Source organism: Candidatus Regiella endosymbiont of Tuberolachnus salignus, from assembly GCF_964020115.1.
Lineage (GTDB): Bacteria > Pseudomonadota > Gammaproteobacteria > Enterobacterales > Enterobacteriaceae > Regiella > Regiella insecticola.
The window spans coordinates 2,163,234-2,185,173 of record NZ_OZ026542.1; the positions used below are offsets into that span (position 1 = coordinate 2,163,234).

The 21,940-nt window shown below is 43.6% G+C and carries 26 protein-coding genes and 9 pseudogenes; 20 read left to right on the forward strand and 15 right to left on the reverse strand.

Annotation, left to right across the window (positions count from 1 at the left end):
• Nucleotides 1-6: 6 nt before the first annotated feature.
• Nucleotides 7-203, reverse strand: a pseudogene (locus tag AACL30_RS16490) (hypothetical protein); the annotation flags it as partial.
• A 153-nt stretch (nucleotides 204-356) separates the two neighbouring features.
• Between AACL30_RS16490 and AACL30_RS10695 the strand changes: the two are divergent.
• The 3 genes and pseudogenes from AACL30_RS10695 to AACL30_RS10705 all read left to right on the forward strand — a co-directional run bounded on the left by AACL30_RS10695 (nucleotide 357) and on the right by AACL30_RS10705 (nucleotide 1,924).
• Nucleotides 357-1,208 (forward strand): annotated as a pseudogene (locus AACL30_RS10695) (IS630 family transposase).
• A 33-nt stretch (nucleotides 1,209-1,241) separates the two neighbouring features.
• Nucleotides 1,242-1,580 carry a hypothetical protein gene (locus AACL30_RS10700; protein WP_339056638.1) on the forward strand — a complete coding sequence of 113 codons (339 nt, stop codon included), beginning with the start codon at nucleotides 1,242-1,244 and terminating at the stop codon, nucleotides 1,578-1,580.
• A 134-nt stretch (nucleotides 1,581-1,714) separates the two neighbouring features.
• Nucleotides 1,715-1,924 carry a helix-turn-helix transcriptional regulator gene (locus AACL30_RS10705; protein WP_422389544.1) on the forward strand — a complete coding sequence of 70 codons (210 nt, stop codon included), beginning with the start codon at nucleotides 1,715-1,717 and terminating at the stop codon, nucleotides 1,922-1,924.
• A 336-nt stretch (nucleotides 1,925-2,260) separates the two neighbouring features.
• Here AACL30_RS10705 and AACL30_RS10710 read toward each other — a convergent pair whose 3' ends face one another.
• Nucleotides 2,261-2,560: a helix-turn-helix transcriptional regulator gene (locus AACL30_RS10710; protein ID WP_339056640.1), complete on the reverse strand. Its 300-nt coding sequence runs from the start codon at nucleotides 2,558-2,560 to the stop codon at nucleotides 2,261-2,263.
• An 83-nt stretch (nucleotides 2,561-2,643) separates the two neighbouring features.
• Between AACL30_RS10710 and AACL30_RS10715 the strand changes: the two genes are divergently transcribed.
• Complete coding sequence (locus tag AACL30_RS10715; protein WP_339056641.1) at nucleotides 2,644-2,916, forward strand: hypothetical protein; 273 nt, start codon at nucleotides 2,644-2,646, stop codon at nucleotides 2,914-2,916.
• 92 nt (nucleotides 2,917-3,008) lie between these two features.
• Entirely contained in the window at nucleotides 3,009-3,338 is a 330-nt protein-coding gene (locus tag AACL30_RS10720) for a hypothetical protein (protein WP_339056642.1), read from the forward strand.
• Nucleotides 3,339-3,436: 98 nt separating this feature from the next.
• On the opposite strand, the gene AACL30_RS10725 is transcribed toward AACL30_RS10720, so the two are convergent.
• Nucleotides 3,437-4,006, reverse strand: coding sequence for a hypothetical protein (locus tag AACL30_RS10725; protein WP_339056643.1), 570 nt, complete (start codon nucleotides 4,004-4,006; stop codon nucleotides 3,437-3,439).
• 97 nt (nucleotides 4,007-4,103) lie between these two features.
• Here AACL30_RS10725 and AACL30_RS10730 point away from each other — a divergent pair, with 97 nt between their 5' ends.
• The 5 genes from AACL30_RS10730 (at nucleotide 4,104) to AACL30_RS10750 (ending at nucleotide 7,383) form a co-directional block, all read left to right on the forward strand.
• The gene (locus AACL30_RS10730) at nucleotides 4,104-4,562 is read left to right on the forward strand and encodes a helix-turn-helix domain-containing protein (protein ID WP_339056644.1); all 459 of its coding nucleotides are present in this window, start codon (nucleotides 4,104-4,106) and stop codon (nucleotides 4,560-4,562) included.
• On the forward strand, nucleotides 4,559-5,131 hold the full coding sequence (locus AACL30_RS10735; RefSeq protein ID WP_339056645.1) for a PIN domain-containing protein: 573 nt from the start codon (nucleotides 4,559-4,561) through the stop codon (nucleotides 5,129-5,131). Before AACL30_RS10730 ends, AACL30_RS10735 begins: the two co-directional genes overlap by 4 nt.
• Nucleotides 5,132-5,293: 162 nt before the next feature.
• The gene (locus AACL30_RS10740; RefSeq protein ID WP_339056646.1) at nucleotides 5,294-6,436 is read left to right on the forward strand and encodes an MFS transporter; all 1,143 of its coding nucleotides are present in this window, start codon (nucleotides 5,294-5,296) and stop codon (nucleotides 6,434-6,436) included.
• A gap of 330 nt (nucleotides 6,437-6,766) precedes the next feature.
• The gene (locus AACL30_RS10745) at nucleotides 6,767-7,021 is read left to right on the forward strand and encodes an AbrB/MazE/SpoVT family DNA-binding domain-containing protein (RefSeq protein WP_339056647.1); all 255 of its coding nucleotides are present in this window, start codon (nucleotides 6,767-6,769) and stop codon (nucleotides 7,019-7,021) included.
• Nucleotides 7,021-7,383, forward strand: coding sequence for a type II toxin-antitoxin system PemK/MazF family toxin (locus tag AACL30_RS10750; RefSeq protein ID WP_339056648.1), 363 nt, complete (start codon nucleotides 7,021-7,023; stop codon nucleotides 7,381-7,383). The genes AACL30_RS10745 and AACL30_RS10750 overlap by 1 nt, the downstream gene beginning before the upstream one ends.
• Before the next feature lie 137 nt (nucleotides 7,384-7,520).
• Here AACL30_RS10750 and AACL30_RS10755 read toward each other — a convergent pair whose 3' ends face one another.
• Nucleotides 7,521-7,877, reverse strand: a complete 357-nt coding sequence (locus tag AACL30_RS10755) for a hypothetical protein (RefSeq protein ID WP_339056649.1) — start codon at nucleotides 7,875-7,877, stop codon at nucleotides 7,521-7,523.
• 29 nt (nucleotides 7,878-7,906) lie between these two features.
• Between AACL30_RS10755 and AACL30_RS16495 the strand changes: the two genes are divergently transcribed.
• The 3 genes from AACL30_RS16495 (at nucleotide 7,907) to istB (ending at nucleotide 10,226) form a co-directional block, all read left to right on the forward strand.
• The gene (locus tag AACL30_RS16495; RefSeq protein WP_422389545.1) at nucleotides 7,907-8,191 is read left to right on the forward strand and encodes an IS3 family transposase; all 285 of its coding nucleotides are present in this window, start codon (nucleotides 7,907-7,909) and stop codon (nucleotides 8,189-8,191) included.
• 62 nt (nucleotides 8,192-8,253) lie between these two features.
• On the forward strand, nucleotides 8,254-9,432 hold the full coding sequence (istA, locus tag AACL30_RS10760) for an IS21 family transposase (protein ID WP_339056344.1): 1,179 nt from the start codon (nucleotides 8,254-8,256) through the stop codon (nucleotides 9,430-9,432).
• The gene (gene istB, locus AACL30_RS10765) at nucleotides 9,429-10,226 is read left to right on the forward strand and encodes an IS21-like element helper ATPase IstB (protein ID WP_339058365.1); all 798 of its coding nucleotides are present in this window, start codon (nucleotides 9,429-9,431) and stop codon (nucleotides 10,224-10,226) included. The genes istA and istB overlap by 4 nt, the downstream gene beginning before the upstream one ends.
• A 59-nt stretch (nucleotides 10,227-10,285) precedes the next feature.
• On the opposite strand, the pseudogene AACL30_RS10770 reads toward istB, so the two are convergent.
• The 5 genes and pseudogenes from AACL30_RS10770 to AACL30_RS10790 all read right to left on the reverse strand — a co-directional run.
• A pseudogene (locus AACL30_RS10770) lies at nucleotides 10,286-10,837 on the reverse strand (reverse transcriptase domain-containing protein); the annotation flags it as partial.
• A gap of 429 nt (nucleotides 10,838-11,266) precedes the next feature.
• Complete coding sequence (locus tag AACL30_RS10775; RefSeq protein WP_422389546.1) at nucleotides 11,267-11,452, reverse strand: Mov34/MPN/PAD-1 family protein; 186 nt, start codon at nucleotides 11,450-11,452, stop codon at nucleotides 11,267-11,269.
• Nucleotides 11,452-12,204: a phage minor tail protein L gene (locus AACL30_RS10780; protein ID WP_339056650.1), complete on the reverse strand. Its 753-nt coding sequence runs from the start codon at nucleotides 12,202-12,204 to the stop codon at nucleotides 11,452-11,454. The genes AACL30_RS10775 and AACL30_RS10780 overlap by 1 nt, the downstream gene beginning before the upstream one ends.
• Nucleotides 12,205-12,218: 14 nt before the next feature.
• Nucleotides 12,219-12,548, reverse strand: coding sequence for a phage tail protein (locus AACL30_RS10785; protein WP_339058463.1), 330 nt, complete (start codon nucleotides 12,546-12,548; stop codon nucleotides 12,219-12,221).
• A gap of 3 nt (nucleotides 12,549-12,551) precedes the next feature.
• A complete protein-coding gene (locus AACL30_RS10790; protein WP_339056651.1) occupies nucleotides 12,552-13,661 on the reverse strand; it encodes an ISAs1 family transposase in 1,110 nt (369 codons plus the stop codon).
• A gap of 290 nt (nucleotides 13,662-13,951) precedes the next feature.
• On the opposite strand from AACL30_RS10790, the gene AACL30_RS10795 reads away from it, so the two are divergent.
• Nucleotides 13,952-14,341 (forward strand): type II toxin-antitoxin system RelE/ParE family toxin, encoded by a 390-nt coding sequence (locus AACL30_RS10795; protein WP_339056652.1) that lies wholly within the window; start codon nucleotides 13,952-13,954, stop codon nucleotides 14,339-14,341.
• A complete protein-coding gene (locus AACL30_RS10800) occupies nucleotides 14,319-14,636 on the forward strand; it encodes a helix-turn-helix domain-containing protein (RefSeq protein WP_176488419.1) in 318 nt (105 codons plus the stop codon). The genes AACL30_RS10795 and AACL30_RS10800 overlap by 23 nt, the downstream gene beginning before the upstream one ends.
• Nucleotides 14,637-14,696: 60 nt before the next feature.
• On the opposite strand, the pseudogene AACL30_RS10805 reads toward AACL30_RS10800, so the two are convergent.
• The 3 genes and pseudogenes from AACL30_RS10805 to AACL30_RS10815 all read right to left on the reverse strand — a co-directional run bounded on the left by AACL30_RS10805 (nucleotide 14,697) and on the right by AACL30_RS10815 (nucleotide 16,309).
• Nucleotides 14,697-15,577, reverse strand: a pseudogene (locus AACL30_RS10805) (IS3 family transposase).
• A gap of 204 nt (nucleotides 15,578-15,781) precedes the next feature.
• Entirely contained in the window at nucleotides 15,782-16,048 is a 267-nt protein-coding gene (locus AACL30_RS10810; protein WP_339056653.1) for a type II toxin-antitoxin system YafQ family toxin, read from the reverse strand.
• Between the two features lie 3 nt (nucleotides 16,049-16,051).
• The gene (locus AACL30_RS10815; protein WP_339056654.1) at nucleotides 16,052-16,309 is read right to left on the reverse strand and encodes a type II toxin-antitoxin system RelB/DinJ family antitoxin; all 258 of its coding nucleotides are present in this window, start codon (nucleotides 16,307-16,309) and stop codon (nucleotides 16,052-16,054) included.
• Between the two features lie 173 nt (nucleotides 16,310-16,482).
• Between AACL30_RS10815 and AACL30_RS10820 the strand changes: the two genes are divergently transcribed.
• Entirely contained in the window at nucleotides 16,483-16,890 is a 408-nt protein-coding gene (locus AACL30_RS10820) for an IS630 transposase-related protein (RefSeq protein ID WP_339056655.1), read from the forward strand.
• On the opposite strand, the pseudogene AACL30_RS16500 reads toward AACL30_RS10820, so the two are convergent.
• Nucleotides 16,847-17,043, reverse strand: a pseudogene (locus AACL30_RS16500) (IS3 family transposase); the annotation flags it as partial. The gene AACL30_RS10820 and the pseudogene AACL30_RS16500 sit on opposite strands and share 44 nt — an antisense overlap.
• 636 nt (nucleotides 17,044-17,679) lie before the next feature.
• Between AACL30_RS16500 and AACL30_RS10830 the strand changes: the two are divergent.
• The 4 genes and pseudogenes from AACL30_RS10830 to AACL30_RS10845 all read left to right on the forward strand — a co-directional run.
• Nucleotides 17,680-18,642: an IS110 family transposase gene (locus tag AACL30_RS10830; RefSeq protein ID WP_339056657.1), complete on the forward strand. Its 963-nt coding sequence runs from the start codon at nucleotides 17,680-17,682 to the stop codon at nucleotides 18,640-18,642.
• 23 nt (nucleotides 18,643-18,665) lie between these two features.
• Nucleotides 18,666-19,205: pseudogene (locus AACL30_RS10835) on the forward strand (IS5 family transposase); the annotation flags it as partial.
• A gap of 105 nt (nucleotides 19,206-19,310) precedes the next feature.
• Nucleotides 19,311-19,478: pseudogene (locus AACL30_RS10840) on the forward strand (transposase); the annotation flags it as partial.
• A 150-nt stretch (nucleotides 19,479-19,628) separates the two neighbouring features.
• Nucleotides 19,629-20,885 (forward strand): annotated as a pseudogene (locus AACL30_RS10845) (DNA primase family protein); the annotation flags it as partial.
• A 116-nt stretch (nucleotides 20,886-21,001) separates the two neighbouring features.
• Here the strand turns inward: AACL30_RS10845 and AACL30_RS10850 are convergent.
• Nucleotides 21,002-21,157: pseudogene (locus AACL30_RS10850) on the reverse strand (transposase family protein); the annotation flags it as partial.
• Nucleotides 21,158-21,669: 512 nt separating this feature from the next.
• On the reverse strand, nucleotides 21,670-21,900 hold the full coding sequence (locus tag AACL30_RS10855; protein WP_339056659.1) for a hypothetical protein: 231 nt from the start codon (nucleotides 21,898-21,900) through the stop codon (nucleotides 21,670-21,672).
• Between the last annotated feature and the right edge of the window lie 40 nt (nucleotides 21,901-21,940).

The following is a 21,940-nucleotide window of genomic DNA, read 5'->3' on the forward strand; positions in this document are numbered from 1 at the left end:
AAATTTTTATCTTAGTATCCGGTGTGCCGTAAAACCTCGGCCTTCAGGGCGGGGATATAAGGCACGGTTTTCTTAACTTGGTGTTTACTGTTGTTCAATGTATTCCCCTCTCCGCAGTTACTGGCAAAATAGCTCGGTGTTCACAGAACGCCTTTGTAGTAATACCGTGACGCAATATCTTGGCGATCACGACGAAGTAATCGACGAAACAATAGAGATGGCGGCTCAATATATCAAGCTAAGCAATGGTTTCGTTAGCCCAGGCATCGCCAACGCACTGGCTACCTTCCAGTTGGAATAACCCATCGCCATTAAAACCACTGTAAAATTTGCTCAACTAGATTAAAAATAAGGTCATGAAAATAAACTCACTGACAGCCTCTCAAAAACAAGATTTGGAACGCCTTCATCGTTACGAACACGATGGCCGTGTTCGAGATCGAATCAAAGCCGTGTTGTTGAAAAATGAAGGCTAGAATAACAAAGCGATTGCCCAAGCATTACGTATTCATGAAGAAACAGTGAGGCAACATGTATACACCGTATCTGGCATGACAAAATGACTGAAAGCGCATTGTTTTAGCTATAAGCAGCCCAAAGCGACGCCGGTTAAAGTGGATGTTGCTCAGCAAGAAGCGTTTATCGCGTCTTATTTCACTTTGCTAGAGAGTGCTCTTAAGAATGAACCGATTGTTTTTATGGATTCAGCCCATCCAACGATGGCCACCAAAGTGGTCTGCGGTTGGATAAGGAAAGGCAAAGATAAGCCGCTGGTCAAAACAGGGGCAAAAACACGGGTTAATATCATGAGTGCCATTGAATTGAGCACCATGAAGGTTGTCAGTGCCCGTCCTGAGCAGGTGAATTCAGAAACCACCGTCGCTTTTTTTGAGCAGCTCAAAACGGCTTATCCTGATGCACAAAAGATACACATTATTTTAGATAATTCTGGCTATCATTGCCGTCAGCGAGTCAAAGACGCCGCATTAGAGAAGGCTATCGTACTCCATTATTTACCCCCTTATAGCCCTAATCTTAATCCCATCGAGCGATTATGGAAGGTCATGAACGAGCGTGTCAGAAACAACCGATTTTTCTCTTCAGCCAAAGAGTTTCGGGCGGCTATAGCCGAATTTTTTGATAGTACATTGGCAAAAATTGCTCCCTTTCTCAGGGGCAGAATTAACGATAATTTCCAAACCATCTAATCCAGACCTTCAAGTTGAATGAGTATACAAGCATTGCGAAAGGCTGCTGTTTGTAATACCGAATACAATTTTACTCTCTTCTATTTACAGCGACAGGCGTTAATCCATCGACTCAAAACGACCGGCAAGCCGGTTCCTAACGCCCTCATCTCAAATCGTCACCAAGCCAAAAATAGCAACAACGGTCGACTCTCTCTCGCTTGCAAAATAGCCATTATTACGCTGTACGAAAAAACACATGGAAAGATTTCAGTCAATTATACGCAAGCGGCCAACATCTTGTCAGCTTATGCGCTTGAAGCGGGCTGTAATCACAAATTCAATAAAGACACGCTTAAAAACTGGTACGAAGCCGTCAAAGACAACCTATAAAAAATGTCTGACCGCTAATTAAGAGACGAGGGGGCTAAATTAGCCCCCCATTTCTTTCTATCTGTTAAAAAAAGATCAATCATCTTTTCCTCCGCGGGGCATCCCGTTTACTCAAGGAAAAAAGAGCAATGTCAATGTTAAATCGTAAAATTTTATTGAGAAAGGAAGTGAAGTCCATTCTGCGTATTGCCTCCGACAGCGCTTTAGATGAAATGTGGAAAAAACATGATTTCCCTAATCCGATCCGCATTGGCATTCGTCGTATAGGGTGGTATGCCGATGAGGTGGAAAGCTGGCTAAGAGGGCGTGATGAAGAGCGTTTATCCAGGGAGATCGCGTCATGAAACAGTCATAAATCAGTGTTGAAAGTTATCACAAATTAAATCGTTCAAAAAATTTATTAGTACTCCTAAACGTAAATTTTATTCATCAAGAACTAAATGGTATCCATAAGCTTTTGATCCATCAACTAGTTAGCTATATTGCAGACGATATTTCTTTCGTACTGAATGAGATGAAAGATAAAGGTTTGTGTGATTTTTTCTCAAAAAATAAACATAGCTAATTGACGATTTAGCCCGTTCAGACTCAACTTGATAGCGACTACCATTTTATCAGTTTATATCGAAGCGAGTCTGAACTTATACATACCGTTTTAACGTAACGAAATGAATTTTTTATCAAATATCCATTGGTCTGGAAGGTTTTTCCTTCTCTTTTTCACGGTATGTGAGAGCCGGTGCTATTTGTCCTGATTCCGGAGCTATCATGTCAGTCATCAGCCATAACGTGTACTTAGTGAATAATTGATGCTGGATAACCAATTCGATCACTTTTAATCCAGCTTCAAACTGGTTCGTTTCATAATTTTTCAATGTTCCTAAAGGGATTCCTGTTATTTTTGAAAATTCTTTTTGTGTCAAACCTTCTGATTTTCTCATAAGTTTTAATTTTCTTGCATAATCACTTGACTTGGTCATGCTCACAAGACCATCCTTCTTATCTAGGTAATGTTTACAAGACCATAAAAGGCCAATTAAAACCAATCCAGTAAGGATAACTCATGGAAGCAGTGCAACAAAATAAACCATTGGAAAGTGAATTGATCCGCGTTCCAAAATCAAAAGAAGGTATTGTTTCATTGACGCAAAGGAATCCGCATCCTTCCATAGCTAGTGCTATGGAGTTATCTCTTTCTTATTTAACAGCAAATAATATCAGGCCAAGCATGACACTTAGTGAGTATGCAAAGTTTACTGGCATGGAATTAAGACAAGTTCAAAGTGATGCTGAGCGTAACTACCTCCCATTATTGAAACGCACGATAAACAATTGAAGAGAATTAAAACGTATCAATATGGTAGCTCTTTATGCAATCCCTGTTATCGAGTGTTTTGATACCATCGAAAAGCGCGTTTGAGGGAATATATGACACATCCCACAACCCCCATAAGTCGTCATTCCAAAGCATACCGTGGGTTTACCATTACCTACTTGCCGAAAACGGCGACGCAGCCGATGAGCCGTTATCACCTGTGGTTAGATAATCAGTCGTTTGGCAAGGTGGATGCGTTAGCACAAGCTACCGATTACATCGATCAGTTATACCAGATGAAAAAAATAGCAAGGAGAGAAGATGAGTTATTTCATAGCACTCTTGATATCCATCACGATGTTTTTCACGGTGATTATCGCCATCCAGGCGTACCGAAAGAAACACACCAAATTAACCGGTTGGCAACAATTGCTCCTGCATGAAGAAGAAATAAAACGTAAAAAGCGTCAGGCGCTTTAAAACGTCGCATAAAAGCCTTCCCGCAAATGAAATTGTCGAAAGGGCTTTATAGAATTGAAGGTTATTGCGTCAAAAAGTGAGGCGGTTTCGTCGGCAGATCACCTGCCAGCCAGGCGATTATTTTTTGCCAACGGGAAAGGGTTTCCATGCGGTTATTGAGATCCGCATGGTCAAGGCGAATACAGGTACGCCAATAAGCAGGAAGACATAATGCGCCCACTTCTGGTGGGTCAGTTTCTTCAATGACGTGTAATTGTTGGCGAATAGCTTGCGCCGTCAACCTCGGTAACTCATAGCGCAAGGCTTTATATTTAGCCGCCTGATTTTTTGACTGAGAAGCCGCTGTACCGTATTGATAACTGAATTGAATAGCAGCCAATAAAATCAGTAGTAACCCAACCAGTACTGAGTAAGGCATAGAAGCGATAACCCATGAAGCTAGCATGAATTGAACGTATAACACCAGTTTGTCTAAGCGTGAAAAGAGACGTTCTCTCATGATTTCAAGGTAATACGAATAATGTATTAAAAAATGGAGTTCTGTTATTTCGTCAGAGTTAACGGAGGGATTAACGGATTGCATAGTAGGGGTGCCGATGCGGGTTTGAGGGGTCGAAATTTTCTTTTGCAAGTAAATGACATTATTCTTGCGAATAATTCGAAAAAGTGACAAAATTGCGAATAGTTCGAATAATACCAATAGGGTAATATTTTAAAGAGGTTTTAGCATGAATCGCTTGCAAGAAAAATTACCTACCCAAAAAGAAGCCGCCCTTGCGAAGCTATGTAGCCTGGAATTATCGGCGGGGTTGGAGACTAAAGCAGAAAGCCAGACCATGTCGCTGACTGATCGTAAGGGGGGCATACATACAATGACAATGCCTGTCAATGCACTTCGGTTATTCGTCGATATGCTGACTAAACTGGGTGAAGGTAATACCGTTAAATTGGTTCCTGTATCCGCAGAATTAACCACCCAAGAAGCCGCCGACTTGATCAGTGTATCACGCCCAACGTTGATCAAATTGCTGGATGAAGGAGAAATTCCATATCGTAGAGTGGGTAATCGTAGAAAAGTGAAATTTTCTGATCTTCGTGTATGGCAACAACAAATTGAAAATAAACGGTTGAAAGCCTTATCTGAGTTATCTTCGTTAGATCAAGCATTAGGGTTAGGCTACGAATGAGTTCAACCTATACCGTTGTCTATGACGCCTGTGTTATGTACCCTGCTCCTTTACGAAGTTTGCTAATGTATTTAGCGTTGTCTGATTTATTTAACGCTCGCTGGTCTCATGATATTCATGAAGAATGGATGAGGAATTTGCTGGCGGTGCGTTCAGATCTCAATAGAGAAAAATTGGAGAGGGTACGCCTACTCATGGACAGTCATGTTTCGGAGGCATTGGTAACAGGTTATGAATCATTGATCCCTATGATAGCGTTGCCAGACCAAAATGATCGTCATGTTGTCGCCGCTGCCGTTCAAACTAATGCAGATGTTATCGTGACCTTTAATCTCAAAGATTTCCCAAATGAAGCATTACAAAAATATAACCTAAGCGCAATTCACCCCGATGATTTTATAGTCTATTTGATGAATCTAGATGCCAGTGTAGTTATTGAAGCAACCCGCCGTCATAGAGCTGAACTTAAAAACCCTCCATTAAGTATCAATGAATATTTTGACTGTTTATTAAAGCAGCGTCTTCCAAAAACAGTATTAAGGTTACGTCAATTTGAATGGCTCATTTGACGACAAGGATTAATAATCCGTTAGCTCAAAATATAGCATTCATTATCGGTTTTTCAGTGTTTCCATATATTTATTATATACAATTCGTCTTTATTATTGTCACCATCAAAATAAACAACTGCTATCCTTTCCTCATTATTTGACTGAAAAGATAAAAATAAGATGAATAAAAATATTGGATTGGTATTGCTTACCGCTCTGATGATGTTTCCTCAAATAGTGGAAACTATCTATAGCCCAGCCTTAACCCATATTGCGCACGGCTTTAAGGTCAGTGCTGAGGAAGCAGCCCAAACGCTGTCATTGTATTTTTTTGCCTTTGCATTGGGTGTTGTGTTCTGGGGGCGAGTTTGTGATATCGCGGGAAGACGTCCCGCTATACTCGGTGGTTTGCTGTTGTATAGCGCCGCGTCCTTGATGGCATTGTTTAGCCAGCAGTTTGCAATTCTACTGGTTGCCAGGATGTTTGCCGCTTTTGGCGCTGCTGTCGGCTCTATAGGAACACAAACTATGATCCGCGATACATTTCAAGGGGCGACATTGGCGCGAGTATTTTCGGTTATGGGGGTCGCTCTAGCGGTCAGCCCTGGGATAGGAATGTTGGCTGGCGGGATGTTAACCCAATTTTGGGGTTACCAGGGGGTCTTTGCTGGTTTGACGTTATTGGCCGCGGTTTTAGTCGGCTGGTCAGTTATAGCATTACCGGAAACCCGTCCCAATAACGTGAAGATCGCGCCACTGATGCAAACCTTCATAATGATGGTGATGGATACGGGTATCTGGTGTACCGCTTTCTTAGTGGCATTATTCAATGTCAATCTATTCAGTTACTATCAGCTGGCACCTTTTCATTTCGAAAAGTTAGGATTATCTCCAGAGGTGCTTGGCTATAGTGGATTGCTACTGACTTTAGGTGTGGGTATGGGAGCTTGGTTAAACAAATTTATGCTAAAGAGAGGTTACCACTCTTCGCGCCTGGTGCTGTACGCTGCGGTAACGTCACTCATCGGCAGTATTGTCGTTGCGGTATTATTGATGAATAGCAGCAAATTATTCATATTGCCTATTTTGCTGATTGTCATGGCTTATGGGATTGCCATTCCCAATATTCTGACCTCAGCACTTGCTCATTATGTTGATCGTTTGGGGACGGCGGGGGCGTTATTGGGTCTATTTTATTATTTACTGTTAGGTTGTGGGTTGGCTCTGGCCGGCTGGGGCCAACATTTAGGGCTGGTACTGATATGCAGTAGTGTTTTAGCGTTACCATTAGCCTTTAATGTCTATTTAAAGACCCGTTCGTAAAACTGAAAGCCATGGCTACCAGGAGCGGATCAAAAAACGCCCTTCCGTACCTCAAGCGTGCGCTCCCCGCCACGCCCCCGCGCTTTGGCTAATGTGTGCATATTTATGCACCCTTTTATCGGGGTGAAAACCGTTGATAGCCGCGGTTTTAACGGCAAGCGAAAAATGATCATACGGCAGAAGGTGAAAAAAAGGGGGGTGCCGATGCGGATTTGATGGGGGGCTCGTAAGTTAACACAAAAAAGATTCTTAATTATTACCCAACATAAAGGTACGGTTGATATGCCTATGCTTTTTGTATATCCTTGTATCTACATATGGGGAGGAGATATGGATAAAAGAAAGATTTCAACTGTGCAGCAATGGGGCAATAGCTTGGCGGTACGTATTCCAGCGGCTATTGCGAGAAAAGCACATTTTGTTGTAGGGCAACCCGTAGAAGTTTTATCTAATGATTTAGGTATCCTAGTTCATAGAAAAGGTTCACCAAAATTAACTCTAGAGCAAAGATTGAAAGCATTTGATACAACAAAACACGGTGGTGAAGTGATAGCAACTGGCCGTATTGGTGCCGAGGTGTTTTGATGGCAAGTAGAATTTGGGTACCTGAACGTTGCGACATTATCTCGATTGATTTCAATCCTCAAGTTGGGTGTGAAATGAAAGATTTACATCCGTTACTTGTTTTATCACCGAAGGCATTTAATGACCGAACAAGAATTGTCATTGGGCTTCCTATGACAACGTCTGAGTCCAATGAAACTAATCCATTTGCTGTGAAATTTATTGGAGCTAAAGGTAAAGCCAGTTATGTATTAGCCCACCAACCTAAAAGTTTCGATTGGAGGCGAAGAAATGCAAAACTCCATCCTTGGAAGAAAGCGCCTGAAGAAGTTTTAGTTCTTGCCAGTGAAATACTGAATCAAATTATTAAAATCTGTGAATAAAAATTAATATGTTATTACAGTGTGAGTGCCTATTTTTTATCCCATCTAAGAAAGTTAGCTGTAGTAGCGCCAAAGTTATGAAATAATGAATGTACGTTCCTTCTTTGCATCAGTTTATTCTGTTTTTAAAATTGTTATTAACAATCGGTCAATACCTCTTCCTCCTGTGCCGAAAAACAATTAACACCCGCACAGGCATAACAAGGCTTGCCGGTATTTTTCACCACCCGAATGGCTTTATCATCCCAGAGCGCTGTCATCTGACTGTCTTTAACATTAGTGACGGCCAGTTTGGGCAGGCCATGGGCTAACAGCCAATGCTGTACCGCAATCACCCCGTTGGAGGTGTAATGGTCTAATGTTTCCGGCCACTTTTGAAGAGCTGTAATAAACTGCAAATCAGAGGTGTATAAAATGAAAAGTAAAAAGAAGCCATTGACATTTACGCTGGAGTTTAAACAAGACGCAGCAAAGTGAGTTTTATGAGAGGGCATGAAAATCACATCAGGTAATCGCTTCTGCCTTGACGGCGCTGGAGCAAGAGGCGGTTAGACTATTTATAGACCATAAAAAGACGCTGGGTTCTAGAAGGTTAAAGGTAAAAATTAATGAATTAGGATTTTCAGTGGGTCGCTACAAAGTACGAAGCCTCATGAAAAAATTAGCGTTATTTGCCCGTTATCCAAAACGCCATAAGATAACAACGGACAGCGCTCATAATCATTCTATCGTACCCAACCTGTTGGCGCGGGAATTTACCGTTACTCTGTCAGCGCTAATGATAAAAGACCGTAAATTGCTAATTTAATTTGTCCACTCAAGCCAGAATGCAGTTTCCTTTGTGGTGACAAAGCCATGAGGGAAATAAGCATGCTAAGAAGAGAGGACCACTACATGATAAAACAACGCCATCAACAGGGGGCATTTATTGTTGATATTGCCCATCAGATAGGGTGTTCAGAAAAAACGGTGAGACGGCACATTAGCTATCCTGCGCCGCCAACAGCAAAACGCGGTAAAAAACAGGTTGCTAAACTCGAGCCCTTTAAAGACTACATCGATTCAAGGTTGAGTGAACAGGTTTGGAATGCGGCGGTTATTTTTGAGGAAATCCGTGAAAAAGGCTACCGGGGTGGGAGTGCGATGCTCCGACGTTATATACATCCCAAACGTCCGCTCAGGGCCTCGAAAAACACGGTACGCTTTGAAACCCTCCCCGGTTATCAACTTCAACACGATTGGGGAGAAATCATCGTTGAGGTGGCAGGCTCTGCCTGTACGGTTAATTTTGCCGTTAATACGCTCGGTTTTTCGCGTCGCTTTCATGTCTTTGCTGCCCCTAAGCAAGATGCTGAGCACACGTATGAATCGCTGGTTCGCAGCTTCAATTACTTCGGTGGCAGCGTAAAAAATGTCTTGGTAGATAACCAAAAAGCCGCTGTTATCAAACATGGACAAAATGGCCACATCGAGTTCAATGCGGGCTTCCTGCAACTGGCTAATCACTATGGGTTTAGCCCTCGCGCCTGTAAGCCTTATCGACCGCAAACGAAAGGCAAAACCGAACGGATGGTGGGCTATGTTAAACACAATTTTTTCACTCGCTACCGTCAGTTTGAGAGTTTCGCTCATGTTAATCAACTGCTAGCGATGTGGCTGGCGAAAGTGGCAGACCAGCGTCATCTTCGTCAATTCAAGCAGACACCGGAAAATCGTTTTGCTGAGGAAAAAATAGCCTTGATGCCACTCCCTGCGACTGATTTCGATACCAGCTACTTCGACCTACGACAAGTGGCATGGGACAGCTATATCGATGTCAGAGGTAATCGCTATAGCGTGCCTTCATTCTGGTGTGGTCGTGCGGTTAATATTCGTATCGGTTTAGATAATACGCTACGTATTTACGGCGATGAGCAACTGCTCGCGACGCATCTCTTGCAGGAGGTAACGCAGGGCTGGCAAAAGGTGCCAGAACATCATCAAGCCCTTTGGCAACAGGTCAATCGAGTAGCGTCTCGTTCGCTCAGTGTGTATGAGGAGCTACTCTGATGGAAATGGAAAACTTGTTGATACGGTTAAAAATGGATTACCTGGGCGATGCGTTGGAGAGTTTATGTGAAGAAGCCACCAAGAAAGCACTGAACTACCGTGAATTTCTCCAGCAGGCATTAGCCCAGGAATGGAACGGGCGTCACCAAAAAGGCTTGGAATCGCGGTTAAAACAAGCACGTTTGCCGTGGATAAAAACCTTGGAGCAATTTGACTTTACTTTCCAACCAAGTATAGACAGGAAAATTATCCGCGAGCTGGCGGGGCTGAGGTTTGTCGAACATCATGAAAACGTCATTTTGTTAGGCCCACCTGGGGTAGGGAAAACGCATTTGGCGATAGCGCTGGCTGTCAAGGCAGCTACAGCTGGGCATCGGGTATTGTTTATGCCTCTGGATAGACTCTGCTGTACCTTAATGAAGGCAAAGCAAGAAAACCGTCTGGAACGCCAACTTCAGCAACTGTGCTATGCCAGGGTATTAATACTGGATGAAATCGGGTATTTACCGATGAATCGCGAAGAAGCTAGCCTATTTTTCAGGTTATTGAGCCGTCGTTATGAAAAGGCGAGCATCATTCTCACATCAAATAAAAGTTTTACTGATTGGGGGGACGTATTCGGTGATCACATTTTAGCAACTGCGATTTTAGACAGGCTTTTACATCATTCAACCACATTGAATATTAAAGGAGAAAGCTATCGACTCAAAAATAAACGCAAAGCAGGCATGTTGCCTATAAAAACGACTGATATTATCCAGGCGCCTGGAATAGAAACCCAACAGGAAAATTAGCAAAAACTGGACATTTTAAAGTAGCAAAAAGTGGTCAATCTAAAGTAGCGTTGACAATGCAATAGTTCCAATATCACAGAGTGTGGTATTGAATTAAAATATTTACGTATGTCGATCTCTACTATTGCACCATTCATATTGGGGAACACTGATGTCATTAGTGCTTTTAAGGCATCGTGGCAGCTTTTTCCCGGCCTAAAACCATAGGAACAAGGAAGGAATAACGGCTCGTAAATCTTGGTTAATAGTGTGCTGACTGCTGATTGAACCAGTTTGTCTTCTACACACGATATAGCCAATGGCCGTGGGCTTCCATCTTCTTTAGGTATCTCAGTTATCCGAGAGGGCTTGGGTTTGTATGTCCCACGGCGGATCCGCTTGATGAGGTTATTAATGTTCTCATCAAGGGCTTTGCCATACGTTTCTTTCGTCACTTTATCGATGCCAATAGCCTTCTTTCCATCCAGCTGCTGGTATTGCTCCTTTAACATATCAGCATTCAACAAGTGGCCAATGTTGTTAAACACCATTTCCTTGTTACGCGCTGATAATTCGCCTATGCGCTCAAGTTTTGTTAACCATGATGGTCTGTCGTTGCTGTGTACAGTCATTGTTTCTCTTTTCACGCTCGATCTATCTGCCAGCCCTTCGCTCCACAGGCATTACTCTGCTTCATCACTACTATGGCTGACTCCGACTTCCATTAACCCATTTTTAATGCCTTGTGTTTTGCACTTGCGCATCGAATACTTCGATCCTTGAAGGAATTAATGGATCTCACAAGTTTCGACATCCATCTCTACAAACTCGCCGACGCCTACAACCCCGGCATTTGGTCATGGCTCGTGACCAGGTTTTCCTCACCATGTCCTGTTGCCTGCCACGTCCCGAAACGTGTCGGCTCTTTGCGACCATCATTTTTTCAGGGCTACAGCGTTCACCTTTCGATTTCGGCTCGAGTGTTTCGCTATCTACGCTTCGTCTCCTTTGTTGCCGCCGGAAACGCAAGACTCGCTACGTAGTAGTGCTGGTTTCACCTTCTACGACGGGACTTTCACCCGCAAGATGGATGCGACTTCTTGTCGCACTCGGGATGACTGTGCACGATGGCGGCAGGGGAAATAACGTTCTTGCCGTGATTGCTGGGCGATGATCCCACAACACTCAAAGGGATAAACGGCAGCCGCATGCGCCAGTATCGCTTGTCGCGTTTTTTTACGCATCATTACCTCTTGACCAGCGCGGAGCCAGGGAAGCCGCCAAAAGGCAGCGGATTATGTTTGCCGAAACGTTTTTTACATTCCACTAACCGGCCAGTGCATTTGTCCTGGGTCGGGTCATCTGTTGAGTTACCCTGCTCATCAAAATACAAGCTAACCGCATAATCACAGCCATTACCGCTGCGGTAGCCTCCGCGCATTGCCCAGCTGCACAGTGAATGAATCTGCCGTGTCGGAATTAACACCCCTTGCAAATCCGCGGGACTGGAGAGGGTGAATTCGACGATTTCGTTAGTTTCCATCGATTTGCTGTCGATGTGATAAACCTGGACTTTTTCTTGTTGTGGATCGGCCTCAATATTGCCGTGCGGGAAATTACGCGCATCTAGATAGTGTTTGAAGGTATCGTGAATAATGACTTTAGCTTGGAGCAGGTCATCAAATTTCAGACAAAGTACAGTGATGACCCCGTTTAAATTGGCCACCGTTAATTTAGGCTGGGCTTGTTGCCCGTCGCTAGCAGTTTCCAGTCCCTCGATTTGTACTGGCCAAGGGGCATAGTCCTTACCTTGCCACCAGATGGATTTTGCGGGTAATTGCGTTTCATCGCCCCCGGCCGCGGCTAATTCTTCTGGCGTGTAGGCTAAAGTATCAGCATGAAAGCGTAATATCTCGGCATGAAAGGCGGTGCCGTCGACTTCGAACAAACGAATACGATTGCCCGGCGACAGGCGTTGCAGGTCGGTATTAATGGTCATGGTGTAACTCGTGATTAAGGCTGAAAGGCTTGTTCAAAGGTAAAGCTGATGGACAGGATGTTGCCGCCCAAGGGAGTTAGTTTGATAGAATCTGCGGTGACACGATACAGACCCTGTATCCCATAGGGCGGCGTCCATAAGCACGCTTTTATCGTATGCTGACGAATAAAAGTTAGTAACGGCAGCATATCGGGTTCTGTGCCTTGAAAGGTCAGCGGCCAGGATTGGCGTTCCGGGTTGATGCCATCGCCAGCCACCTGTTGATAGCCGTCGCCAAATTTCGCCACCCTGACGCGATGTAAAAAACTGCCCTCCGGGGCAGGGCGGGATTCCACTTTGCTGATATTTTATCCAAAAATAAGTTGACTGCGAAAATCGGCTGACCAGGCGGCTTTTCTACGTTTACTGGCAATGCTGTCTTGTTTGCCTTTATGTTGTTTAATCAGGCTCAAGGCAACACGATTGAAAAGAGCCATATGTGCGGCGCCCTCAAGCGCCTTTATCGAGAGTTCATCTTCTCTAAACACCACATCCAGAACCCAGTGAAGTTGATTTTCTATCCCCCAATGTTGCCGAATCGCCAATGCCGCTTGTTCTGCATTTAAAGGGAGTGAGCTGACATACCAACGCGAACGACAGTGGGTTACCTCATTCTTTGTTCGCTCACTGGCTACCTCAATGAAGGTGCGAATGGAAGGCCATTTGGCTTTTAATTCCTCCGGTAATTCCGCATTGATTTGCATGACGGTGCGTTTCTCTACTCGCCCATGTCCCTGATTAGTCTGTGTGTATTCATGCACTTTATCCGTATAATAGGGGGTAGCAAATTGCTGTTTTACCTGTTCAAACAGTGTCTTTTGGTTGGCTTTAAGCTGCACGACAAAATCACCGTTGCGTTGCGTTGCGTTGCGTTGCGTGATAAGTGATAACGTTGAGGTTTGGCAATGCAATGAATCGAGCGTCACAATCGCATTATCCAACGCTAATGCATCGATGATTTGACGAGCGAGTTCGCCTTCTTTGCCCTTACTGTTTGCCGCTTTTTGATAGAGCGTAATACCGGCGTCCACCTCATAGGCACTGACGGTATGTAAGGTGGTACAAATCTCTTCAGACCAGCTTCTGCGTAAGGTTTTACCGTCGAGTGCTATCAGCGTCCTACCCGTTCGCTCACGTCGTTCATTAATCCATGAAAGCAAGGTTTGAACCAGTAAATCCGTATCTAATGCATTGATAATGTTAGCAATGCAATGGCGGCGTGGGATGCCGTTTTGATAAGTGCCATACTTTTTTAGCCAATCGAGCTGAGCTTCGCCAAAATCCTGGATTGATTTCCATCCCGAGGCTCCACTTAACACCGCGGCAAAAACTAAGAAAATCACATCGATCAATTGGTGCTTAATATTGATATCTTTACGCGGGTCAGGAATCAGGGCTAATTGCTTTAAAATGCTCATGGTTAGATATTCATTAGGACAAATACTCTTATGATCATTCTGCCTACATAGAGTTCAAATTAACGTGGGATCCCGCCCTGCCTCCGGGGTACCTTGCGTACGCCAAGTGAAGGTGTTGATTGTCATGATGTGTACCGGATAAAAATATTGGATTATTCTCTTTCCAATCGGCTAAGAACGATGGATGTCAACCGACTTAGATCTGAGCAACCGGTTTTTGTTTATTTATTAGCAAAAAAATATCATACTCTGTATGATATTTATAATCTATAAACCACAGGATACATATTGTGAGGGTATTCAAAAATTTATGGTTTGAGCGGTTTGCTAGAAAACAAAAGATCACCGCCCAAATGCTCCTTGAGGCGGTGCAACGAGCAGAAAAAGGCCAGATTGATGCCAATCTAGGTAAGGGAGTGCTTAAGCAGCGTATCGCTCGCGTAGGACAAGGGCGATCTGCTGGATATCGCACCATCATCCTATATCGCACAACAAAACGGGCTTTCTTTGTCTATGGCTTTTGTAAAAACGATAGAGCCAATATTGATGATGATGAAAAAGCTTTATTTAAAACAACCGCCATCCACGTACTGGCATTATCTGATCAGCAACTCGCTGAATTAATCAGCAAGAAGCAGTTTTATGAGGTCAATCAAAATGATGAAAAAATATCGCAGTGATGCATTTGCGGCTATTCATGAAATGATGGGGTCGTTACGAGAAGTCAATGCAATCGACAAGCAAACTATGCGAGCCTTTGATGACGCTTGTCTTACCCCTGTGCAACCATTATCACCTGAAGACATACGTTCTCTTCGTGAACGCGAACAGTTATCACAACCGGTTTTTGCCCGCTATTTGAATGTGAGCAAAAATCTCATATCCGATTGGGAACGTGGAACGAGAAAACCCTGTGGTTCAGCACTTAAATTACTCACAGTAGTTAAAAATAAGGGGATTCAAACCATTGCCTAATTTGTCTGCCGTTCTTGGAATTGCTCTGGTCAAATAATTTTGGACACAAATTCAGGTGTTTTATGCCGCCTGGTATTCTTTAATCATTGGCGTTTGGTAATCATTAACACTATGTAGCCTGACTTGATTGTAATAATGAGTGAGGTAGGGAAGTACATCAGCTTGTGCTTGTTGAACGGTACTATAGCCCTGTTTTGGTATCCATTCTGACTTTAAACTGCCAAAGAAGCGCTCCATTGGGGCATTATCCCAACAATTACCCCGGCGGCTCATACTCTGTTTTATCTGATATTTCCAGAGCTGTTGTCTATACGATAGGCTACTGTAATGACAGCCTTGGTCTGAGTGAAACAGGACATCTTTAGGTCTTCCTCTTGATTGATAAGCTAACATGAGAGCCCGTCGGGTGAGTTCACTGTCGGGTGATGTCGAAAAAGACCACCCCACTACTGATAACATACGGGCTCCTGCAGACTCTCGGCTAGCCTGATGAAGTTCAGTTAATCGTATTTTCAGGCGTTCGCGTTCGGCGTCACCTTCTCGCTGACGTTTACGTTGATAGTAGTAGCTGCTTCGGTTGACGCCGAAGACATGACACAACTCCATTCGGGTATAATGCTCACTTAATTTATCAATCAGACTAACCGATTGTAGGAGTTCAACATTAAGAGAGCAGAAGCCTTTTTTAGTATTTCTTTTTCTCGTTCAACCTGGCGCAATCTGGCTTCAAGTTATTGAATACGTCGCTGCTCTGCTGTTATCGCTTTGCTTGTCAAACGGGTATTTCCTTTCTTTTCACTGAGTAATTGTTTCACCCACTGTCGTAACACACTTTTGCTAACAACCATGGCCGTACTCGCTTGGGAAATTGTGTAATTTTGCTCAATCACTAAGTTAGCCACTTCATGTTTAAATTCTGGCGTACATTTCTGGGTAGACATCTTCTTTATACCTTAATCTATTCACTCTCTATTCACTAAAATTTTTCCCTTCTTTAGTGTCCAAATTTATTAGGCCAGAATAATCAGACATCAAATGATCTTTTTTGTCATTGATGTTCACAGTTCAACATGTAGTTCCTTTCTCTGTCCCACTCCCCACACAACGCCAGTCACATGCTCCCGCGCTGTGTAACAGTCATTTATTTAAAATAATTCAGCATGACTACCAACCCTGTATAACTTTAATTCAGTATGCGTCCGTCGGTAGATCAATAAGATATCTGGAGAACCATGACATTCCAGATACCCTATGTATTTACCAATTAGTTGATGCTCTCTGTATTTGCTCGGCAGGGCGTTGCCCGTTTGCAATAAGGCTATGGTATCCAAAATTACTTTTTTTGATTTTTTGTTATTTACATAACGTTTTGCATCTTTTTTAAATTGATTTTGGTAAACAATGGTTAACATTGTCTACCATCCTAAATCACGTTTTAGATCATCAACCGTATTGACTCGATTAATACCAACACCCTTTTCTAAATCAGAGATTGCCTGCAATGTTGTCCGATTAGGCTGGAAAAAATCAGCGGGTAAATCTGCGTTTACTGCTAACCGATTGACTACCATACGGATCACAGTAGATAAATTTAATCCCAGCGCCTTAGCATTCACGATAGCTGCTGCCTTAGATTCTGGTGTCACTCGTGCTTTTACAATAGTATCAACCATGCTATTTCTCCAATGAGTTAAAATCACATTATAGCCACATTGTGGCCACATATCAAAATCTAGCTTATTTTTTCTTCTTTTACTTGCTGCACACTAATCTTTTTCGCTTTGTCCCACTCCCCACACAACACCAGTCACATGCTCCCGCGCCCGATAGGCGACACACTGAGGGCATGAAAACCTTCAATCACGCAGACTATCAACGCCGCCTGGCAAATTTGATCCGCATTGGCACGGTAGAGCTAACACTTTATTTTATGATGTATACTAATCTGATGACTTATCCATTAAAATTTCGCCAACATGTCTTGGCCATTAAAGAAAAAGAAAAGCTGACGTATGCGAAAACAGCGTCTCGTTTTGGCGTAGGGATGGCCAGTCCTATGCGCTGGAATCGCCGCATAACGCTTTGCACGACGCACAATAAACCGGCTACCAAAATAGATATGGAAGCGCTAGCAGAAGATGTCGCTACTTATCCTGATGATTACCAATACGAACGGGCTAAACGTTTTGGCGTTAGCTTTGGGATACTGGGCAGGCCTGCGCCTTACGAGCTCCCTGTTTCATCGCATTCCTGAGCATATCAACTATATTAAGCCGCTCCGGGAGAGGTATCAGACGTCCTCGCTGTTGTCCCAGAAGGCATTGAACTTTTCCCTTAATACCAGTAGGGCTGCGGTTTCCGCAAGTGCCTTTTCTTTTCTAGCGAGTTCTTTTTCAAGTTCACGGTTCTTTTGTCTGTATTCTTTGACGATTTTATCAACTTTATGATTATTTGAGGTTTTCATCTCATGTGCCTGGAGCGAAACCGTTCGCCATTCCTTAACCTGTTCAACAAACAATCCTTTATGCCTACAGTATTCCGCCAGCTCAATTTCAGACATCACTGCGCTTTCAATGACCGCCGCAAAGCGCTGCTCGGGGGACCAACCTTCGTTATTCTTTAAAAACCACTCATCTTCACATATGGAAACCCTGAAAAACCGCTAAAAGTAGCCTATTCTGTTAGCAATAAAATAGTGAAATGAAAACGAAATCGACGAGACGAGGCGACTTTTAAGCGCAAATGAATAGGATAGTTCCCTGGGAGAAGATTCTGGCCAAACTCAGTCGTCATTACCCCAAGGCAAGTCCTTATATCTTGATCATTAGCTTTCAAAGGTTGATGCTCCCCGACTGATCATCGCGATGTCACCGGTGAGTTTGGGTAAGTCCTTAAGCTTAAAGCTTGTTGAATAGATAAAACCCCGGTGACATATTCATCATCGCCTTCAAGACCGAACGGTATCTTGTGCTTCGAGCACCTATTTATAAGGATGATCTTGGCGAATTCTCTGATTTTTACTGTCATGTCTGGAGTGTCTCTGATGGACAAAACCCCCGTCGGTATTGATATAGCAAAATTAAAGTTCGATGTGGCTGTCTGGATTGAAAGAAAAAAATACAAAACAAAAGTGTTTGATAATACCCCCTCCGGTTTTAGCGACTTGCTGAAGTGGCTACTTCCTTACGGTGACTGCCACATTTGTCTGGAAGCAACCAGCCATTACAGTCTGCCACTGGCCACTTTTTTGGTGGATAACGGGGTTGAGGTCAGTGTGGAAAACCCCGCCCGCATTCATGCCTTTGCTCAAAGTGAGCTGAGTCGTAATAAAACGGACCAAGGGGATGCGAAGATGATTGCCCGTTATTGCGCGCTTTATTCACCCGCACGCTGGTTTCCCGCCCCGTTAAATGAACGTCAGCTTACTGCACTGATACGTCGTCTTAATCATTTAGTCGAAATGAAACAGATGGAATATAACCGAAAAGAGGGCGCAGATGAAATCGTCCAGCCTTTTTTGACAGAAAGTATCTGTGCATTAGAAAAGCAAATACGCGAGATAAAACAAAAAATTAAACAGCATATCAATGACTCCCCCGAGCTGAAAAAAAATAAGCAGCTCTTGGAAAGTATTCCCGGTATAGGCGAAATATTGAGTGCCACTTTATTGGCGTTTGTCGGTGATGTATCAAAATTCACTAGCAGCAAGCAAGTGGTAGCCTACGCAGGGCTTAATCCGAAACTGTGCGAATCAGGCGTATTTAAAGGACGAAGCCGTCTCTCAAAAATCGGGTGTACAGAACTCAGAAAAGCACTATACATGCCAGCCCTTACCTCAATCACTTATAACCCAATAATAAAGTCTCAATGGGAACGGTTGGTAAAACGCAATAAAGGAGGAAAAATAGGCGTCTGTGCTGCAATGCGCAAATTACTTCAACTGGCGTATGGCGTGCTGAAATCAGGCGTCCCTTTTGATGAAAAAATAGCGCTTGCAAAGACGTAGGCAAGACGGTATCTAAAGGCGGCAGACCGGCGAAACCGTTAGAAGTGATGCTGCGGATTTATTTTTTACAGAATGGGTTTAATTATGCTGATTTATCGATGGAAGAAGCGTTATACGACATCCCCTTATTACGTCAATTTGCGGGGGTATGTGTCGATGCTATTCCCTCCGATCCCACTATCCTGCATTTTCGTCATTGGCTGGAAAAACATCATTTAAGCGAAGCGCTGTTTGAAGAAATTAATACGCATTTAGCTTCGCTTCAGCTATTTATCAAACGGGGTAGCATTGTCGATGCTACGATTATTGATGCACCCAGTTCAACTCAAAACCGGCAAAATACTCGTGAGCCAGACATGAAAGCCACCCGTAAAGGCAATCAGTGCTACTTTGGCATGAAAGCGCATATTGGCGTGGATGCACAGACGGGGCTGGTGCATTCCCTGGTGGGAACCTCGGCGAATGTAGCCGATGTGACGCAAGTTCATCACCTTCTTCACGGCCAAGAAGAGGTTGTTCATGGTGATGCCGGTTATAAAGGCGTGATGCGACGCAGTGAACATTAACATCGTGCGGTCACCTGGCACATCCCCCGACGGAGGGTATTGCCCTTGCCCGGGCAGGAGCAGCAGGTATGGGAAAAACATCGGCATCAGCAAAGTCTCAACGCGAAAATCCGGGCTAAAGTAGAACACCCCTTCCGTGTATTAAAATGCCAGTTCAACTTTAGAAAAGTGCGTTACAAAGGCTTAGCTAAAAATACCGCGCAGTTATTCAGCTTATTTGCTTTGACCAATCTCTTTCTCGCTAGAAAAATCCTGCTCTGTAACCCCTGATTTTCCATTGATACTGAAAAAAAGTGTATCCGCCGTCTCTTATACCGTAAAAAAAGAGTGCATTAATTTCCTTTTTTATTACATGACCTTAAGAATTAACGCTACTAGCTCAAAATATAGCATTCATTATCGGTTCTTCAGGGTTTCCATATCGCCTGGCGTGCCATCAGTGATCGCGATTTAATGCGGGAAATGGTGGCTATCTTTATCGGATCAGATGTGCCTTATACGTCAATCGGCATCCGTTCTGCCGTTGATGCACTAAAACTTCAACTGCCGTTAATGAAAAGCCCGGCTCGTCACTTAATCGGCTTCTGTAATGGCGTCTTTGATCTGCAAAAAAAGCAGTTCAGACCACATAATAAGGAAGATGGGTTATTGATCGTCAATGAAATCGACTTCACTTCGCCGGAACCGGGTGAAACACTGGTCGATAACGCGCCTCATTTTTGGCAGTGGATACGCAGAGCAACAGCAAACCATGATCGCAAAACAGACAGAGTACTCGCCGCGCTGTTTATGGTGCTGGCTAACCGCTATGACTGGCAATTATTTCTTGAGGTCACAGGCGCAGGCGGCAGCGGTAAAAGCCTTCTGGCGGAAATTTGTACCCTGCTGGCAGGAAAAAATAACAGGGTATCAGCCAGTATGACAGCACTGGAGAACCCACGCGAACGTGCGTTAATCATCGGCTACTCACTGATCATCATGCCCGACCAAATTCGCTATGTGGGAGAAGGCTCAGGGATCAAGGCGATTACCGGTGGTGATGAAGTTTCTGTCGATCCCAAACATAAACAACCTTATTCGACACGTATCCCTGCGGTGATAGTGGCGGTGAATAATAACGCCATGAGTTTCAGTGATCGGAGTGGCGGTGTGTCTCGTCGGCGCGTCATTTTTAACTTCTCAGAAATCATCCCTGAAAATGAACGTGATACCTTATTGCGTGATAAAATCGCCCGAGAATTACCGGTGATTATCCGCCACCTGCTGACCCGTTTTGTTGAGCCTGCCAAAGCCAAATGCTTATTGCTGGAGCAGCAAAAATCAGCCGAAGCGCTTAATGTCAAACGGAGTACTGATTCGCTGGTAGATTTTTGTGGCTATCTGTTAGCCTCGGTTGAAGCGGATGGGATGTTGGTAGGCAATGCGGAGATTATCCCGTTTAATCCGCGTAAATATCTGTATCACGCTTATCTTGCGTACATGAGAGGTAACAATCTGACTAAACCGGTATCAGTAACACGTTTTGGCAGTGATATGCCGGGCTCCTTAGCGGAATTTGGCTTACAGTATCTACGTAAGAAAAGCAGGCAGGGGATCCGTAGCAACCTGAATTTGAATGTAGACAGTGCGGATGAATGGCTACCACGAGCGACAGGCACCGCTGATTTAAACCACTAATCCGGTGGTGATAGGGGGGTACTAAAAATAATAGGAAAAAGTGTTCACCCCTGTTCACACTATGCTAAAAGCCTTGCTATATAAGGATTAATAGGGTGAACAGTTTTACCCCTAAAGAGCTGAGCTTCGCCAAAATCCTGGATTGATTTCCATCCCGAGGCTCCACTTAACACCGCGGCAAAAACTAAGAAAATCACATCGATCAATTGGTGCTTAATATTGATATCTTTACACGGGTTGGGGATCAGGGCTAATTGCTTAAATAGGCTCATCGTTAGGTATTCATTAGGATAAATACTCTTATGATCATTCTGCCTACATAGAGTTCAAATTAAAGTGGGATCCCGCCCTGCTTCACACACAGGGATGGAACCAAAAAAAGTCACCTCCCACGTAGTGGTGTTACAAACAGAAGACGCCCATGCAGGGACTGCTAATGAAAATAATAATAAAACAGGTAACAGTTTCAAGAATGTTGTTATTTTTTTCATCGGATTATTTCCTGTTAGCCTCAAATTGGTACTGATTTTTAATCTGTTATTAGCATAGTCACCAGAAAAGTAATTTTCCTGCTCAATCTTTATTACCCATTTATTGTTTGGTGATAACTTTTTAGGTAAAAGTTTGCCCTTTATTTCAAAGACCGCGAATTATATAGTTTCAGCCATTAATTGATCTTAAATCTCTTTTTCTTTACATAATCACACTAAAGCGTTTTATGGTGTGGGACACTAAAGACATACTTAGCGTTATCTCATGATCAATTAATGGGGTCTTATGCTATTCATAAAAGTAAAGCTATCGCGCGAACAAATGCGATACTTACCCCTTGAGGCGTGTCTAATGTGGACTGCTTAGCAGCATTTGCAGTGGCCTCCTGTTTACAGTTTATTTCTATGGGCATTAATCCATCCCAAGGAAGGTCACAAGTTCGTGGCGTCTCTTGAATAGCCGAGGCAAACGTTGGCATCAGCAAAATGGGTAACGCCTTCAAAATAGTTTTTCTTTTTTTCATGCCGTTCACCTCTTTCTGTCATGTTCTAGTGTGGCGATAG